Origin of the sequence: Pedobacter puniceum, from assembly GCF_009674685.1 — a bacterium.
GTDB classification, from domain to species: Bacteria; Bacteroidota; Bacteroidia; order Sphingobacteriales; family Sphingobacteriaceae; genus Pseudopedobacter; species Pseudopedobacter puniceum.
On sequence record NZ_WKJI01000007.1, the window covers coordinates 47,391 to 65,083 of the forward strand.

The 17,693-nt window shown below is 33.8% G+C and carries 16 protein-coding genes; 8 read left to right on the plus strand and 8 right to left on the minus strand.

Annotated elements, in window-relative coordinates; translation table 11 throughout:
• The 4 genes from GJJ64_RS16220 (at position 1) to GJJ64_RS16235 (ending at position 5,066) form a co-directional block, all read left to right on the plus strand.
• Positions 1 to 879 carry a Ppx/GppA phosphatase family protein gene (locus GJJ64_RS16220; RefSeq protein ID WP_154288803.1) on the plus strand — a complete coding sequence of 293 codons (879 nt, stop codon included), beginning with the start codon at positions 1 to 3 and terminating at the stop codon, positions 877 to 879.
• Positions 880 to 977: 98 nt separating this feature from the next.
• A complete protein-coding gene (locus GJJ64_RS16225) occupies positions 978 to 2,210 on the plus strand; it encodes a purple acid phosphatase family protein (RefSeq protein WP_154288804.1) in 1,233 nt (410 codons plus the stop codon).
• Between the two features lie 155 nt (positions 2,211 to 2,365).
• On the plus strand, positions 2,366 to 3,619 hold the full coding sequence (locus GJJ64_RS16230) for an MFS transporter (RefSeq protein WP_154288805.1): 1,254 nt from the start codon (positions 2,366 to 2,368) through the stop codon (positions 3,617 to 3,619).
• 16 nt (positions 3,620 to 3,635) lie between these two features.
• Positions 3,636 to 5,066, plus strand: a complete 1,431-nt coding sequence (locus GJJ64_RS16235; protein ID WP_154288806.1) for an L-serine ammonia-lyase — start codon at positions 3,636 to 3,638, stop codon at positions 5,064 to 5,066.
• Between the two features lies 1 nt (position 5,067).
• Here the strand turns inward: GJJ64_RS16235 and GJJ64_RS16240 are convergent, their stop codons facing one another.
• The 5 genes from GJJ64_RS16240 to GJJ64_RS16260 are packed head-to-tail and all read right to left on the minus strand — an operon-like array spanning position 5,068 to position 9,446.
• Positions 5,068 to 6,243: a class I SAM-dependent methyltransferase gene (locus GJJ64_RS16240; protein ID WP_154288807.1), complete on the minus strand. Its 1,176-nt coding sequence runs from the start codon at positions 6,241 to 6,243 to the stop codon at positions 5,068 to 5,070.
• A complete protein-coding gene (locus GJJ64_RS16245; protein ID WP_154288808.1) occupies positions 6,236 to 7,498 on the minus strand; it encodes an aspartate kinase in 1,263 nt (420 codons plus the stop codon). The genes GJJ64_RS16240 and GJJ64_RS16245 overlap by 8 nt, the downstream gene beginning before the upstream one ends.
• A complete protein-coding gene (locus tag GJJ64_RS16250) occupies positions 7,498 to 8,295 on the minus strand; it encodes a DUF3298 and DUF4163 domain-containing protein (protein WP_154288809.1) in 798 nt (265 codons plus the stop codon). Before GJJ64_RS16250 ends, GJJ64_RS16245 begins: the two co-directional genes overlap by 1 nt.
• A 3-nt stretch (positions 8,296 to 8,298) precedes the next feature.
• Positions 8,299 to 8,757, minus strand: a complete 459-nt coding sequence (locus GJJ64_RS16255) for a GNAT family N-acetyltransferase (RefSeq protein WP_154288810.1) — start codon at positions 8,755 to 8,757, stop codon at positions 8,299 to 8,301.
• Entirely contained in the window at positions 8,754 to 9,446 is a 693-nt protein-coding gene (locus GJJ64_RS16260; RefSeq protein ID WP_154288811.1) for a YggS family pyridoxal phosphate-dependent enzyme, read from the minus strand. The genes GJJ64_RS16255 and GJJ64_RS16260 overlap by 4 nt, the downstream gene beginning before the upstream one ends.
• A gap of 39 nt (positions 9,447 to 9,485) precedes the next feature.
• On the opposite strand from GJJ64_RS16260, the gene GJJ64_RS16265 reads away from it, so the two are divergent.
• The 3 genes from GJJ64_RS16265 (at position 9,486) to GJJ64_RS16275 (ending at position 13,584) form a co-directional block, all read left to right on the plus strand.
• Positions 9,486 to 10,025, plus strand: a complete 540-nt coding sequence (locus tag GJJ64_RS16265; protein ID WP_195759310.1) for a DUF4296 domain-containing protein — start codon at positions 9,486 to 9,488, stop codon at positions 10,023 to 10,025.
• A gap of 29 nt (positions 10,026 to 10,054) precedes the next feature.
• Complete coding sequence (locus GJJ64_RS16270; protein WP_154288813.1) at positions 10,055 to 12,421, plus strand: endonuclease MutS2; 2,367 nt, start codon at positions 10,055 to 10,057, stop codon at positions 12,419 to 12,421.
• A 65-nt stretch (positions 12,422 to 12,486) separates the two neighbouring features.
• Positions 12,487 to 13,584, plus strand: a complete 1,098-nt coding sequence (locus GJJ64_RS16275; protein WP_154288814.1) for a PQQ-dependent sugar dehydrogenase — start codon at positions 12,487 to 12,489, stop codon at positions 13,582 to 13,584.
• 25 nt (positions 13,585 to 13,609) lie between these two features.
• Here the strand turns inward: GJJ64_RS16275 and queG are convergent, their stop codons facing one another.
• From queG to GJJ64_RS16290, 3 genes are all read right to left on the minus strand, one after another.
• Positions 13,610 to 14,515, minus strand: coding sequence for a tRNA epoxyqueuosine(34) reductase QueG (gene queG / locus GJJ64_RS16280; RefSeq protein WP_154288815.1), 906 nt, complete (start codon positions 14,513 to 14,515; stop codon positions 13,610 to 13,612).
• A gap of 136 nt (positions 14,516 to 14,651) precedes the next feature.
• Positions 14,652 to 15,260 carry a TIGR04282 family arsenosugar biosynthesis glycosyltransferase gene (locus tag GJJ64_RS16285; RefSeq protein WP_154288816.1) on the minus strand — a complete coding sequence of 203 codons (609 nt, stop codon included), beginning with the start codon at positions 15,258 to 15,260 and terminating at the stop codon, positions 14,652 to 14,654.
• A 73-nt stretch (positions 15,261 to 15,333) separates the two neighbouring features.
• The gene (locus GJJ64_RS16290; RefSeq protein ID WP_154288817.1) at positions 15,334 to 16,704 is read right to left on the minus strand and encodes an NAD-dependent succinate-semialdehyde dehydrogenase; all 1,371 of its coding nucleotides are present in this window, start codon (positions 16,702 to 16,704) and stop codon (positions 15,334 to 15,336) included.
• Positions 16,705 to 16,761: 57 nt separating this feature from the next.
• Here GJJ64_RS16290 and GJJ64_RS16295 point away from each other — a divergent pair, with 57 nt between their 5' ends.
• Complete coding sequence (locus GJJ64_RS16295; protein WP_154288818.1) at positions 16,762 to 17,661, plus strand: YitT family protein; 900 nt, start codon at positions 16,762 to 16,764, stop codon at positions 17,659 to 17,661.
• Positions 17,662 to 17,693 lie beyond the last annotated feature (32 nt).

Below are 17,693 nucleotides of genomic sequence, written 5' to 3' on the forward strand. Positions count from 1 at the left end.
TTGAAATACGCAGCAATTGATATTGGTTCTAACGCCGTAAGACTTCTCATAGCAGATATTATAGATAACGATGGAACTATCTCTTTCAAGAAAAATACTTTAGTAAGAGTACCTCTAAGGCTAGGTGATGATGCCTTTTTAGAGAAAAAAATCTCCGAAAAAAAAGCTATCGATTTATATAAGACCATGCAAGCCTTTAAGAACCTTATGGACGTTTATAAGGTTGAAGATTACATGGCCTGTGCAACATCTGCTATGCGTGAGGCAGCAAATGGAGAGGAACTTGCTGCAAAAGTAAAGAAAGAAATAGACCTTAATTTAGAAGTTGTTGGCGGACAAAAAGAAGCTAGTATCATCTATGCTAGTCATATAGAGCAAACTTTAGACCGTAAGAAAAACTATTTATATATTGATGTTGGCGGCGGGAGTACAGAACTTTCTGTTTTCAGTAAGGGTCAAATGGAAGCTTCAAAATCTTTCAATTTAGGTACTATTCGTATTTTGGATAATCAGGATAGAGAGGAAGAATGGCAAGATATGCAAACCTGGATTAAAGAAAATTGCAAAGATATAAAAGACCTTATTGGTATTGGTACAGGTGGTAATATCAATAAATTATTTAAATTATCTGATGAAAAAGACGGTGCTCCTTTATCTTTCACGAAGCTTAAAAACTTAGAAAACTATTTAAGTTCTTACTCTTTAAAAGACAGAATCAACGTTTTGGGCTTAAATCAAGATAGAGCAGATGTTATTATCCCAGCTTGTGATATTTTTCTTAAGGTGATGAAATGGGGTAATATTAAAAATATTTATGTGCCCAGAGTAGGAATGGTTGATGGTATCATTCAATTATTAATTGAGAAAAATTTTAAGTAGAAGATATTAATTTAGGTAATTAGGTATAGGCTTTGTATTTTAGAATCGAAATTTTTTAAATTTCAAATAATCACACTGTTAAACCAAAATTACTCAACATGATTAAACATTTGCTAAAGGTATTTACCTTTTTAGCCTTCTTTATTTTTGCTTGCAATTTGCAAGCTCAAGACAATAAAATCGTTGCTGGCTTATTACTTACTTGGGTTGATGATCCAACATCTACCATGGTTATTGATATTCATACACCAGGTGATTATCAGGGGAGCACCCAATTATATTATAAACTAGCTAAAGATAAAAAGTGGAACGAATCTCAAGGAGAAAGCTTTGCTTATCCGTTCTCTACTAAGAAAATCAATAGATTCTATTTAAAAAACCTTACAGCAGCAGGTAATTACGAGTTCACTTTTGGTTCTGATAAAACAGTTTACAGGTTTAGAACCATGCCGCTTAATACTAAAAAGGGTATAACTTTTATTGCTGGGGGCGATACCATGCATGAAAAATCTCATATGGATAGAACCAATAAGGCTGTGTTGGCTCTAAATCCAGATTTTATAGTTTTAGGTGGAGATTTAGCTTATGCTAATGGTTTAGAAAAGAATTTGGGCAGATGGGAGCAATGGTTTCAATCTGTACAAGAAACGCTTATAGATAAGGATAACAGGGTTATTCCTATTGTTGCAGGTATTGGAAACCATGAGGTTGTTGATGGAACTTATAAAAAGCATCCTGATTTTAAAGATACCAACGAGTGGAGAAAGAAAATAGCTCCATATTTTTATACTTTCTTTGCTTTCCCGGGTTTGAGAGGTTATAATGTTCTTGATTTTAAAAATTACCTTTCTTTAGTTGCATTAGATACAGATCATTCTAATCCTATTAAAGGCGAGCAGACCCAATGGTTAGCTCAAACCTTATCAGCAAGAAGCAAAAAGGTAGATTTTATTTTTCCTTTTTATCATGTGCCTGCTTATCCATCAACCAGGTCGTTTTCTGCTAGTAATAGTAAAGAAATAAGAGAGAATTTTATTCCTCTTTTTGAAAAAAACGGAATTAGAGTTGCTTTTGAAAATCATGACCATACCTATAAAAGAACTTATCCAATTTTTGAAAATAAAATTGATGAAACAGGAAAAGGAATTGTTTATATAGGAGATGGTGCGTGGGGAGTTAATACCAGACCAATAACTAAGAAAGAGTGGTATTTGAAAGAAGCCCAAGGTATTAGACATTTCATCGCAGTAACGCTAAAAAATAAGCAAGCATCATTTAGGATGATTAATGAGAACGGCGTTCAGTTTGATAGTTACCAATACAAAAAATAATTATTTAACTTCATGATATTAAAGATGGCTTTGCAATTTGTAAAGCCATTTCTTTTTCAACAGAAAATTAAGCTTTAACTTTTTAAAATATTTATTAATTTAGCAAAACAAAATAAAATAAATCAAAAGTTTTAACCAATTATTTTTAACCTTTTATGCTTTCTTCTCAACAAGAACAAAATATTCAACCTAAAGCAGGTCTTTTAAGTGCTGCCGTAATAGTAGCCTCTTTAGGCTATTTTGTAGATGTTTATGATTTACTGCTTTTTAGTATTGTACGGGTACCAAGTTTAGAGTCTATGGGGTATTTTGGCCAAAGCTTAACAGATAATGGGATTTTTCTATTAAACGTTCAAATGATAGGTTTACTCTTAGGAGGAATTTTTTGGGGCGTTCTTGGCGATAAAAAAGGCAGGCTTTCTGTTTTGTTTGGTTCCATTTTTATGTATTCGGTTGCAAATATTGCTAACGGATTTGTAAACTCTATAGAAGCTTATGCTGTTTGGCGTTTTATAGCCGGAGTTGGTTTAGCCGGAGAGCTGGGAGCTGGTATCACGCTAGTTGCCGAGTTAATTTCTAAAGAAAAGAGAGGCTATGCTACAACTATCGTTGCTGCTGTAGGTGTAAGTGGTGCGGTTGCAGCTTATTTTGTTGCTCAGTTTTTTGATTGGCGTACCTGTTATTTTATTGGTGGAGGTTTAGGTTTATCTTTGTTGTTATTAAGAATAGGCGTTTCAGAATCTGGAATGTTTGGTAAAACTAAAGAACAAGAACATGTAAACAGAGGCGATTTTTTCTCTCTTTTTAATAGTAAAAAACGGTTTTTTAAATATTTAAGATGTATCATTATTGGTGTGCCTTTATGGTTTGTAGTTGGGATTTTAATTACTTTATCTCCAGAGTTTGGTAAGGTTTTAGGTGTTCAAGGAAATGTAAATGCTGGTGCTGCTGTTGCTTGTTGTTATGCAGGTTTAGTACTAGGCGATATTGCTAGTGGCTTATTAAGTCAGTGGTTAAAAAGCCGTTTAAAAGTTGTTTACGTATATTTATTTTTATCTGTAATAGGTGTTGCCGCATATTTCTTCTTATCAGGCATAAGTTTGTTTGCATTTTATGCTATTTGTTTATTCCTTGGTTTTTCTGTTGGTTATTGGGTTATTTTTATGACCATAGCTGCAGAACAGTTTGGTACCAATATTAGAGCAACCGTTACTACAACAGTACCTAATTTTGTGAGAGGTGCTGTGGTTCCTTTATCTTTATTGTTTCAATTTTTTAATAAAATGTTCAACGGAACTTTTGTACATGCTGGTATCATAGTGGGGATTATAAGTTTAGGCTTGGCCTTTTGGGCATTAAATAAGATGCAAGAAACATTTTCTAAAGATTTAGATTATTTAGAAGACTAATCTTAATTTTATATACATGCTACCAGAACAAATATCTGTTTTTGATATCCTTAAAATAGGAGTTGGTCCGTCAAGTTCACATACGCTTGGCCCTTGGCGAGCCGCACAACGTTTTGTGAAAGATTTACAAGAAAAAGGTAAACTTAATCAGATAAATAGCATTCATGTGAATTTATATGGTTCTTTAGCTAAAACAGGTATTGGCCATGGTACAGATATAGCCATTATGCTAGGTTTAAGTGGTTTTGATCCGGTTACGATGAAGATTAACCAAATAAATCCGGTTATAGAAAGCATCAAAAAGGATAAAAAAATAAATCTTCATCATCAGCAGCTTATAGATTTTAATTACGCTAAAGATATTGAGTTTTTAAAACAAGAATCCTTACCTTATCATCCCAATGCGCTTACGTTTATTGTTGTAATGGCTACGGCCGAGGTTTATCAGGAAACTTATTATTCTGTTGGTGGTGGTTTTATCCAAAAGGAAGGTGAAGAAGCTTTAACATCTGGTAAAGCTGCCACACCAAAATATGAAACACAAACTGCTACTCATTTACTCGAGGCTTGTAAAAAGGCTAATAAAAATATCAGCTCTATAGTTCTAGAGAACGAAAAGTGCTGGAATACAGAACAAGCCATAAATGAAAAATTACTTCAGATATGGCAGGTTATGATAGATTGCATTTACAAAGGCTGTCATGAAGAAGGGATTTTACCTGGTGGATTATTGGTTAATAGAAGAGCAGCGGCTATCAATAAGAGGTTACTATCCGGTAAAAATTATGAAGACCAAACAGGTTGGATAGCAGCTATTAAAGAAAATGGTAATGGTTTTCAGTACACTTTAAACTGGGTAAGCTGTTTTGCTTTAGCTGTAAACGAGGAAAATGCTTCTTTTGGTAGGGTTGTAACCGCCCCAACAAATGGTTCTGCAGGGGTAATTCCGGCTGTTTTAATGTATTATATTGTGTTTTGCAATGGGCAAAATAACAGTAAAATCATACAGTTTTTATTAACCGCAGCACAAATTGGAAGTATTTTTAAACAAGGTGCCACCTTGTCTGCTGCTATGGGCGGTTGCCAAGCAGAAATTGGCGTAAGCTCTGCCATGGCAGCGGCTGGTTTAACAGAAGTTTTAGGAGGTAGCCCAGAACAATGTTTAATGGCAGCAGAAATTGCAATGGAGCATCATTTAGGGCTTACATGCGACCCAATTGGTGGCTTGGTTCAAGTGCCTTGTATAGAGCGAAATACCATGGGGGCTATAAAAGCTATCACGGCAGCTCAATTAGCACTACAAAGCGAACCATCAAAAGCAAAAGTTTCTTTAGATAGCGTAGTAAAAACCATGTGGGAAACCGCTTTAGATATGAATTCTAAATACAAAGAAACTTCAGAAGGTGGCTTGGCGGTTAATATTCCTATAAGTTTGAGCGATTGTTAATTTAACTAATTCGCTCTGCTATAATCATGATTTTGTGTTCATCATGGGCAGTTGTACAGTATAAATAAGTATTACTGCCATCATCTATTTTGAATTTCTTTTTTACTTCTTCTGGTTTTAAATGGAAATTTCTACAAACAACGTTAGCTTTTTTTAAATGCTGTTTAGAAAAGTGTTTAAATTCCAGAACCTGATTAATCTTTAAAACTCGTCCTGGAAAATCATTTTTTAGTTCTTTAGAAGTATATAAATGCGAATGTTGATGTAGTTTATATAAATCAAACTTTTGGGCAATACTTTTAAAAAGACCAGCTTTTAAAATGGCAGCATCAGGCTCGTATAAATAGGTTTCGGGTTTTTTATAGCTTGGGCTGATGATATTTTCTTCTTCCAGATATGAAAATTCTAAGATGTTTTGCTTTTCTGCAGTTAATAAAGTGCAAATAATTTTAGTTGCTGATGCTTGTTTTTCTATTATGAATAAAAGCTCTTTACACTCGTTATTTACACTTACAACATGTATTTCGCTTACATATTTAAGTGCCTTAACAGCTGCATAAATATCTAAAATAGGGGCTGCTTTTAAGATGATTTTTGAAGCTTTAGACAAATAGAAATCCAGATGTTGGATAATGTTTGGCTCGCAATCTTGCAATAAAAACACTTTTGAATTTTCTACTCTTCTAGATGGATCTGTATAAATAATATCAGTTTGCTGTATTTTTTGAAGATATTCATAACTATCACCAGTATAATAAACAATATTTTGTGCGCCTAACAATTTGTTGTTATGTTGTGCTAGGGCAGATAGTTGCGGGTTAAGTTCGCAATGTACAACCTCTTTAGCTTCTTTAGCAAAGTAAAAATCATCCACACCAAAACCACCAGTTAAATCAACTAAGTTGGCATTTTTAACAAGTTTACTTTTGTAAAGCGCTGTTATTTCTGATGAAGATTGTTCTAAATTTAATTTTGGTGGATAGATAATACCATCAGTATTTGCCCATAAAGGAAGCTTTTTTGCTGTTGCTTTTCTCCCTTGTATTTGGTTGGCAATTTCTTTAACATCAATATCCTTAAACGGAGAGCCTTTTAAGATAATTTTATTCACGTCAGCATCGGCGTTAAGCCTAATGTAATCCTGAACTTCTTTATCTAAAAGTGCTTTATTAATCATTTTTTAGGATAAATTGTGCCGTTGTTCTGCTTCTTTGTTCTAGTAATAAATTCTTGGCTTGTGCATAAGTTTTAATACTATCTTCTGTAGCATGTCTGATGGTTACCAGTTGCAAATGATTGTTGTATTTATAACTAAAGTCTGCCTCTATCAAACTTCTAAGCTGTTTAAATTTCATTTCATCCTCATCAAAACAAGCAGAAAAGCTAAGAGCTGATACCTGCATCATATTAATTTTGATATTCACTTTAGAAAAAGCTGCAAATAAATCTTTCAGATGATGCTCTGTAATAAAAGAAAAGTCTTTGGTAGAGATACTCATCAACAACTGGTTTTGCTTCACAATCAAAATAGGAATCTGAATAGCAATATCAGCTTCTTTAATGATGGTACCAGCTTCTTCTGGTTGCATAAAAGGTTTTACAAATAGCGGAATACCTTTATTTTGCAATGGTTTTATAGTTTTTGGATGAATAACCGTAGCGCCATAATATGTCATTTCTATTGCCTCAGCATAAGATAATTCAGCCAGTTTTTGAGTATCATTAAATAATTTTGGGTCGGCATTTAAAATACCCGGTACATCTTTCCAAACGGTAACTTGGCTTGCATTTAAACAACTTGCGAAAATAGACGCGGTATAGTCAGACCCCTCTCTGCCTAAAGTAGTTGTAAAATTTTCTGATGTATTACCGATAAAACCTTGTGTAATAGCAATTTGCTCTTTCAAGATAGGAGGGATGCCTTGAGCAATTAATTTTTCTGTTTTTTCCCAGTTAATTTTGGCTTCGCGGTAAGTATTATCTGTTTGGATGTAAGAACGAGCATCAAGCCATTTGTTTTTGATTCCGATAGTGTTTAAATAATGACTTACTATCTTGGTTGAAAGGACCTCGCCAACAGAAACTATTTGGTCGTAAATGAAATTAAACTCATCTTGTGGTTCGTCTTCTATTACCCATTCTATCTCTACAAAAGTGTTATTAATCTCATCAAATACTTTGGCATTTTTATCTTCAAAAAGTTGGTTTATAATACCAAAATGATAAGCTTTAATCTCGTTTAGAATATCAAAAACATCATCATTCCTATCAAAATAGCTTTTGGTAAGTTTTTCTAAAGCATTGGTAGTCTTTCCCATGGCAGAAATAACAACTAAAAGTTGTTTATCGAGGTTTTTTTGAAGAATAAAACCTAAGTTTTTAATGCCATCGGCGTCTTTTACAGAAGCGCCACCAAATTTATATACCTCCATTATGGTTTGAATTTAGATAAAATACTGTCTTTTTTTATGATTTCTTGTATGTCTTTATAAGGGATAAAAAGCATTGTTCTGCCGTAAGCATAAGCTTTAATCTCATAAGGGTTATACAGAAATTCTAATCCTTTGTTAGTGATGATAAAGTTCTCATTAAGGCTAAATTTTTGCTCGTCAAAGAAATAGCTATCTAAGTTATCATTAGCTTTTAAGCCTTCTTGTTTTCTGAAAATTTGCTCGGCAATAGCATTTAATTGCGCTCTTTCATCTTTATCAAAAATATCTTTTAGTTGTATAATTTGATAGCCTTTTTTAGAAATATTGAAATACAGAATGGTTTCTAAACCATGTGCCCCACCAGTATAAACATAGCTTTGATAGGCAAAATTGATGAAATTTTGATCCTGATAAGCTATTCTGAAATTTTGATCCCAAGCGTAGCCTGCTGGGCTATCAGGAAATTCTTTCTTAAACTTTAAATAATCATTGATAAAAGAATCTGCAGCTAAATTTAAATTACGGGTTGGTTGGCCGTTATAAGGTAGTGTGGTGATAATATTAGTGATAAACTTATTTAAAGCCTCAACTTTAAAAACAGGGTAAACAGCTTTTACATAAGCTTCGCAAGAATCGGTTTTGCAGCTTGGGGTGGTCTTATAAAAATTTATAAGTTCGTAAACCAAGGTATCTTTAGCTACTTGTTTAATATCTTCTTGTTCTGCCTGCTTTGGCTTATTTTGATTGCAGCTAATAAATGTAAGCGCAAAAAAAGCTAGTATAAGGTAATATTTCATGGCTTAGAATTTTTGTATTTGTTGAGTAGATAAGGAAGCATTAAGCCAGCCACTTTCTACATAAGCCTCATATTTGCGATAAAAATTTAAGGCAGGCTCGTTCCAATCTAACACTTGCCAAACCATGCCTTTATAGCCTTTTTCTTTAGCTTCTTGTATAGTTCGCTCAAAAAGTAATTTGCCTATTCCTTTACCACGCATTTTCTCGGTTACTATAAAATCTTCCAAGTATAAACGGCAGCCTTTCCAGGTAGAGTAGCGTATGTAAAACAAAGCAAAGCCTTCTACTTTACCCTCAATTTCTGCTACAAAAGCTTTCCAAATGGGCTTTTCTCCAAAACCGGCATTTATAAATTCCTCTAAAGTAACAGTAACCTCATCAGGTGCTTTTTCATAAAGGGCAAGTTCATGAATAAGTTCTAACATTCTTGGGCAGTCTGCTTTGTGGGCTTCTCTTATCATTCTACGTTTTTAAAATGCTTAATTACTCGTTTTCCAAAAATATCACTTCCAATTCTTACCATGGTAGAGCCTTGCTCTATTGCGATTTTATAATCGGTAGACATTCCCATAGAAATTTCTTTAAAGTCTGCATCTTTCCTGAAATAGGAGGTTTTAACACCATCAAATAAAGTTTTAAGCTCGTAAAACTCTTCTTTTATTTGCTTTTCGTTATCAGAATTGGTTGCAATTCCCATTAAGCCAACAATTTTTATGTTTTGTAAGCTTGCAAACTCTTCAGAACGTAATAATTCTATAACTTCATCAAAACCTAAACCATATTTAGTTTCCTCATCGGCAATGTAAACCTGTAATAAGCAATTGATAACTCGATTGTTTTTTGCTGCTTGCTTATTAATTTCTTGTAATAGTTTTAAGCTATCAACCGAGTGAATGAGGTGTATAAAAGGTGCTATATATTTTACTTTATTGGTTTGTAAATGGCCAATTAAATGCCATTCTATATCTTTTGGCAGGGCTTCATATTTCTCTACTAATTCTTGTACGTGGTTTTCTCCGAATAAACGTTGCCCAGCATGATAAGCTTCCATGATATCTTCGACCGGTTTAGTCTTAGATACGGCAATAAGTTTTACATCTTCTTGCTCTATCTCTTTTTTTAGTTTTAATAAATTATCTGTAATGCTCATTTATCCGTAATTTTATCGTTTTAAATGGTAAAAATACGAATGAAAAAATTGTCGGCTTTGTTTTGTGCACTTATTTTTTTTGCAGCCTGTAACAATAATGATAAGCCAGATAACTTGATAGAGAAAGATAAGATGGCTAACGTATTGATAGATATGCATTTAAGTGATGCGGCTATTGATGTAAGATTTAGTCAGGATTCTTTATTAATCTTTGCTAAAGACCGCTATAACTATGTTTTTAAGAAACATGAGATAGACTCTGCAAAGTTTAGTACCAGCTTAAAATACTACGGCAAAAATACCGAGCAAATTAAAGAAATCTATAAAGTTGTAGAGGATAGCTTGTTAAGGATTCAAGATAAAATCAATAAAAACCAATTAAGAGCTTTAAGGTTACCTCTTAAATTTATAGATAGCTTAAACAATACGATCATTAGCAGCAGCTTAATTTACAAGCTTAAAAAAGATTCTGTTGCTAAAATTGAGGATTTAAATAAAGGTGTTATCCGTAAAGAAATTAAAGAAATAGAACGTCAAACACAAGATAGCCTTAGGGTTAGAAGAACGCCTATTAACTAGGTGTTTCAAATGTTTAATTTGAGTAGTAGATGATTTATCCAGTAAATAGTTTAGACAAATTAGGTTTTGATGAGATAAAAGCAAACATCAGATCTTTTTGTATGAGTGATATGGGGCGTGGAATGGTGGATAAAATCCAGTTCATGGCAAATTACGACCAGATTATTAAGTTCTTGAAGCAAACTCAAGAATTTAAAAACATCATTAAAAACGACCAGCCTTTACCTATCCAAAGTTTTTTTGATATTAAAAGACTTTCTGATAAAGCCAAAATAGAAGGGACTTTTTTAAGTGAGGAAGAGTTTTTTCAGATTTATAATTCTTTGCTTACAGTTTTTTCGGTTATCAAATATTTTGAAGAGCGAAATGGCTTGTATCCTAATTTAGAAGCACTTTTTGAGCATTTACCTATAGAAAAAAGCATCATTAAAAATATAGAAGCTGTTATTGATGTAAAAGGTAAAATCAAGAATAATGCATCTAAAGAATTAGCTTATTTAACCGATGCTATTGCTAAAGCAGAGCAAGATGCCCGTAAAAAAGTAGACCAGATTTATAAAAATGCCCAGCAAAATAATTGGGTTGCCGATGGTAGCTTAACTGTTAGAGATGGCAGAATTTGTATCCCTATTTTAGCAGAAAATAAAAGGAAATTAAAAGGTTTTGTTCATGATGAATCTGCATCTGGGCAAACCGTTTACATAGAACCCGAAGAAGTTTTCAACCTCAATAACCTGATAAGGGATATGGAGTTTGAGCGTAGAAGGGAAATCATCAAAATTTTAACCGAGTTAACAGATAAAACTCGTCCTTACGTACCTATTTTATATTCTTATCATAATTTCTTAACCAAGTTAGATTTTGTAAGAGCTAAAGCACTTTTCGCTATAGAAATAGATGCAGAAATGCCTGTTGTTTTAAAAGATACGAGGTTAAAATTAGTGAATGCTCGTCATCCTTTGTTGGTTATAGGGGCAAAGTTAAACGGGAAAGCAGTTGTGCCATTAAATATGCATTTAGATGAAAAAACTAGGATTTTACTGGTTTCTGGTCCTAATGCTGGGGGTAAATCTGTAGCCATGAAAACTGTTGGTTTACTGCAAATTATGGTTCAGGCAGGTTTGTTGGTTCCGGTGGCAGAAGAATCAGAATTTGGCATATTTAAACAGCTTTTTGCTGATATTGGAGACGATCAATCTATAGAGAGTGATTTAAGTACTTATAGCGCCCATCTATCAAAAATGAAATACTTTACGGAGTTTTCTAATGCTAAAACTCTGGTTTTGATAGATGAATTTGGTACCGGTACCGATCCTCAATTTGGTGGGCCTATTGCTGAAGCTGTTTTAGAAATCATCAATAAGAAAAACGCTTACGGAGTAATTACCACGCACTACTCTAATCTTAAAATATTTGCAAACCATACCACTGGGATTGAAAATGCATCTATGATTTTTGATAATATCCATCTGCAACCGCTTTATATGTTAGAGATGGGTAAGCCCGGTAGTTCTTATGCCTTTGAAATTGCGCAAAAAATAGGTTTATCTAAGCAATTACTAGATTTAGCGAAAAGCAAAATCAGCATTCAGCAAAGAAAAGTAGATACTTTATTGATTGATTTAGAACGTGATAAAAAAGAGGTTCTTGAGAAAAAGATAGAGATAGATAAGCTTCAAAGAAAGGCAAAATCATTACTAGATGAGAATGAGAAGTTAAAAGCTTTTTATGACGAGAATAAGAAAAACCTCATTAAAGAAGCTAAGCTTGAAGCGCAACAAATCATCAAAAATGCCAATAAGCTGGTAGAAAATACCATTGCCCAAATTAAAGAGAACAAAGCCGATAAGGAGAAGACGCAGGAATTAAGAAGTAAGCTTCATACAGAGCTTAAAAAGAACGAAATAAAGGCAGAGAAACCTAAACAAGCAACCGCAGAAACTACAGAAATTAAAGAAGGCGATTGGGTTAAATTAATAGATTCTGGCAACGTAGCTCAAGTTTTAGAGGTTAACAAAGATAATTTGATTATCGCTTTTGGCGAGCTAAGGTCTGTTGTGAAAAAGAACAGAGCTACTAAAGTTTCTAATAGCGAGGTTCCTAAAGATATACGCAAACTTAGCAGAGTAACTCATACACAGTCTGCTGCAGATTTCGTAAGTGAAATAGATGTAAGAGGTAAAAGAGGTGATGATGCACTCTACGAAATAGAAAAATATCTGGATAAAGCCATTATGTTTAACATGAATTCTTTTAAAGTAATACATGGTAAAGGCGATGGTATTTTAAGGAAACTGATAAGAAACTACCTGAAAAAATATAGTGAAGTAAGCAGAATGGAAGACGAACATGCCGATAGGGGCGGGGATGGGATTACTTATGTGTATCTAAAATAGCTTGATAATCAAGGTGTAAAAACTATTTCTTGCAGATAAACGTTTATATTTCAAAATCACCTATTATGAAATATAGTTTATTAAGCTTAGCACTATTCTTTTTCTTTATAGCCTGTAAAAAGAAAGCACAGCAAGAGGAAATACCTTTAACTGATGCAGAATTTGCTACTACAGAAATGGCAACAGGACTTTCTCATCCTTGGGAGATTGTTTATGGGCCTGATAATCACTTATGGTTTACAGAACGTAGTGGTAAAATTAGCAGATTAGAAATAGCAACTAAACAAGTAAAATCTTTATTTACAGTTCCGGATGTTGATGCTAGAGGAGAAGGCGGGCTATTAGGAATGGCTTTACACCCTAATTTTGCTACTGAGCCCTATGTTTATATCGTCTATAACTATAACAGACTAGGCGTTTATACAGAAAAAGTAGTGAGATATACCTACAATAATCAAACACTTAACAGCCCATTGGTTCTGTTAGATAATATCCCAGCCGCTAACATTCATAATGGAAGTAGATTGCTAATTTCGCCTGATTTAAAGCTTTTTATAACCACCGGAGATGCTAATAATACTGCGTTGGCACAAAACAAAAATTCTTTGGCAGGTAAAGTTTTAAGAATAAACCTAAACGGTAGTATACCTGCTGATAACCCTTCGCCTAATAGTGCTGTTTGGTCTTTTGGACATCGTAATGCGCAAGGCTTAGTGATGGTGAATGGTAAATTATATGCATCAGAACATGGCCCTAGTACAGATGATGAAATAAATTTGATAGAGAAAGATCGTAATTATGGATGGCCAAATGTAGTAGGTGCTTGTGATAATAGTACAGAAAATGCCTTCTGTACAGCTAATAACGTTGCTACACCTTTACAAACTTGGACACCAACCATAGCCACCGCCGGACTAACTTATTACAACCATAGCAGCATACCACAATGGAAAAACTCTTTACTATTGGTTACTTTAAAAGCTAGTAAATTGGTGCAGTTAAAGCTGAACGATGCAGGTACAGCTATAGTAGCTAGTCAAGATTATTTTGGAACCCAATACGGAAGAAAGAGAGCCATTTGTGTTGCACCCGATGGCAAGGTTTATTTTTCTACCAGTAATGGTACGAATGATAAAATCATAGAAATCAGTAGGTCTAATTAATCTACTTAAATAAAAAGTTTAGATTTTAATAAGGTTTTAAAAAGTTGATGTTGCGTTGTAAGCCTGCTAATTTGGTTCGCTTTACAGCTGATTTTTTAAAGAGTTTTGAAAAAACATCATCGGTAATTTCTTCCCAATCTCTTTTATTAAGATGTAGCAAATCTGGGTGAGGGATAAATTGCTCTTCTTGATGAGGCTTAGAAAACCTATTCCAAGGGCAAACATCTTGGCAAATGTCGCAGCCAAACATCCAATTGTCCATTTTGCCTTTAAACTCATTAGGAATTTGCTCTTTTAACTCTATGGTTAAGTAAGAAATACATTTGCTACCATCAACCACATAAGGTTTAATGATAGCTTCTGTGGGGCATGCATCAATACATTTGGTGCAAGTGCCGCAATGGTCGGTTTGGAATGGGTGGTCATAAGCTAATTCCAAATCAATAATTAACTCCGCAAGAAAGAAAAAAGACCCTGTTTGCTTATTTAAGAGGTTGCTATTTTTACCAATCCAACCTATACCAGCTTTTTTTGCCCAGGTTTTATCTAAAACAGGGGCAGAATCAACAAAAGCTCTTCCGGCCACCTCGCCTATATTTTCTGTAATAAATTGCTGTAAAGCTTTTAATTTGTCTTTTATCACAAAGTGATAATCGGTGCCATAAGCATATTTAGATATTTTAGGTGCTTCAGCATCTGTTTGTTGTTCAGGACTGTAATAGTTTAATGCAACAGAAATGACAGATTTTGCACCATCAACCAATAACCTTGGGTCTAATCTCTTATCAAAATGGTTCTCCATATAAGACATCTTTCCATGTCTTCCTTCTTTTAACCATTGCTCTAGTTTAGGTGCTTCTTCTGCGAGGAAATCAGCTTTAGCTATGCCACAAAACATAAAGCCTAAGCGCTTTGCTTCGGCCTTTATCATGTTAGTATATACTTGCTGTTTGTTCTTCACATGGCAAAGATAGCTTAAAGATTTTAGATATAATCTCTAGCTATTAGACCGATAATTTGTGTTTCTTAAAAGTTAATTTACGCTGTAATTCAGTAGTATATGTGTGTTATTTAATAATTTGCTTTAGGTAAGGGTTAAGGTCTTCAATAGTGTCAATATCAGATAAGGTTTCTAATAAGTGATAAGATAAATTAGCTGCTTTACATTTCTGTATCGTCGTATTCAATACTTGTTCAGTACTCCATTCAATCTCCGTAAAAAGCTGTTTATTCATTTTACTTAAACCAATTAAATAATAGCCACCATCTTTTGCTGGTCCTACAACAACATCGTGGTTTTGAAGCGCTTTGAAGGCTTTTTTAATAATATCGCTACTTAAATCATAACAGTCAGATCCTATAATAACAACATGTTTAAATCCTTTAGCAAAAGTATCTTCAAAGGCTTGGGCCATTCTCCCGCCTAAATCACTTTCTGTTTGGTAGGCATGGGTATAATTTCCTTCTTTCCAGTCGAGTTTTTTCTCTGACACCTTGTCATAATATAAGAACTTATCAAAATTTAAGTTTTTAGTAATCAGATTTGTGTGGTTTAATAATTCAATATAAACTTTAAGTGTTTTTTCATTTCCTATACTCGCTGCTAAGCGGGTTTTACACCTTCCTAATTCTGGATATTTGAGGAATATAATGAGTGCTTCTTTGCTTTCTTGCATATGTTTAAAGGTATTGATTTAGGGCCAACCCTAGCTTAACTATTTACGATGATATTGTTGGTTTAGGTTTTACTTAGTCTTGAATATACACAGTTTTAATATTCAAAAACTCTCTCATCCCAATTAAGCTTAACTCCCTACCATAGCCAGATTGGTTAATTCCGCCGAAAGGCAATCTAGGGTCAGACTTTACTAAGCTATTAACAAAGCAAGAACCAGCTTGCAGTTTTTCTTTAGCAATCTTTTCTCCTTTAGTTAAATCTTTAGTGAAAATAGCTCCTCCCAATCCAAAAACAGTATCATTTGCTATTTTAATAGCATCATCTTCATTTTTAGCTGATATAATGGCGGCAACTGGTCCAAATAGCTCATCATGGTAAGCAGACATTCCTTTTTTTACTTTTGTTAGTACCGTTGGTGGATAAAAGGCTCCTTTGCCTTCAGGAATAAAGCCTCCTAAAATACATTTAGCACCTTTTTTAATGCTTTCTGTTACTTGCTGATGCAACTCATCTCTAAGGTCAATCCTTGCCATCGGGCCTAAATCTGTGCCCGGCTCTGTTGGATTTCCATAAGTTTTAGCTTTCATTTTTGCTACAAAAAGTTGGGTAAAAGCTTTTTCAATAGTTTTAACCACAATAAAACGTTTAGCTGCAATACAGCTTTGCCCGTTATTAATTAATCGAGAATTTACACATATTTCGGCAGCTTGCTCTAAGTCTGCATCTTCAAGAATAATATAAGGGTCGCTACCGCCTAGTTCTAAAACCGTTTTCTTAAGTAATTCGCCAGCTTTTTTGGCTACTTGTATGCCTGCTTGGGTACTTCCGGTTAAAGTAATAGCTTTTACTAAAGGATTTTCTATCACTACAGCTAAACTTTTGCTATCACATAATAAAACCTGAAATATATCATCTGGGAAACCAGCTTTATAAACTAATTTTTCTATAGCTAAAGCACAAGCACTTACGTTAGATGCGTGTTTCAATAACCCAGAATTTCCAGCCATTAATGCAGGGGCTAAGAATCTAAAAACTTGCCAATAAGGGAAATTCCAAGGCATAATGGCTAATATAATACCAAGTGGTTGGTAGCTGATAAAGCTTTTTTTAGCATCTGTATCAATAACTTCATCTTTAAGGAAATCTGCTGCATGTTTAGCGTAATACTGGCAAACGGCTGCGCATTTCTTTACCTCTGCAATACCATCTTGTAAAGGTTTACCCATTTCTTCAGTAACAAGTTTTGCCAAATGTTCTTGGTTTAGAAGAAGTTGCTGCGCTAAATTTTCCATCCAAACACTTCTTTGAGCTAAAGTAGTTTGCTGGTAGTTTATCCAAGCTTTGTGTGTTTTTTGAACTTTATTTGTGAGCTGACTTTGGCTATGTTGCTTGTAACTGGCAAGTTGCTTTCCGTTATAAGGGTTAATACTTTTTAAATTCATATCTATTTTTAATAAAATATCAGCTTTGCGTACAAAATTCGTTATTTTGAAACGCTTATGAGAGTAAAAAAGAAAGTTAAATACGCATATCAAAAATTAGACCCTAAAGCATTCGTTAAAGAGACTTTATTTGTTGTTTTAGGTATAGCTTCTGCAGCTTTTGGATTAAAGAGTTTTTTACTACCTAACCATTTTTTAGATGGTGGTGCCATGGGAATTTCTTTAATGCTTAATATTTTAGGTGGTATACCACTTTCTATTTGGGTGGTATTGGTTAATATTCCTTTTGTATTATTAGGTTCTAAGCAAATTTCGAGGTCTTTTGCTATTAAAACTATTATAGCCATTGCAGGTCTGGCAATTATGTTAAGCTTTAATTTTTATCCCATAATTACTTCTGATAAGCTATTAATTTCTGTTTTTGGAGGTTTTTTTCTTGGAGCAGGTATAGGATTAACCATTAGAGGCGGAGCTGTAATTGATGGTACTGAAGTTTTAGCACTATATCTAAGCAGAAAAATTAGTTTAAGTGTTGGAGATATTATTCTGGTATTCAATATCATCATTTTTGGCTTTGCAGCATTTTTAATAAATATAGAAACAGCTTTATATGCTATTTTAACTTATCTGGCGGCTTCAAAAACCGTTGATTTTATTATTCATGGTATAGAGGAATATATTGGCGTTACCATTATATCAGCCGAAAGCGAAGAAATAAGGCAAGCTGTTATCAAAATTATGGGAAGAGCTGTAACTATTTATAAAGGTGAGCGTGGTTATGTGAAAAATGTACCGTTAGAAGAAAGAGGTTTAAATATTGTATTTACGGTAGTTACCCGATTAGAAGTTACTCGTCTAAAAAATTTGGTTAAAAGTATAGATAGGCAAGCCTTTATTGTAATGCATACTGTTGATGATACCTATGGAGGTATGGTTAAGCCAAGACCTTTGCATTAATCTAGATAAAAATCGAAGATTTATGAATTAAA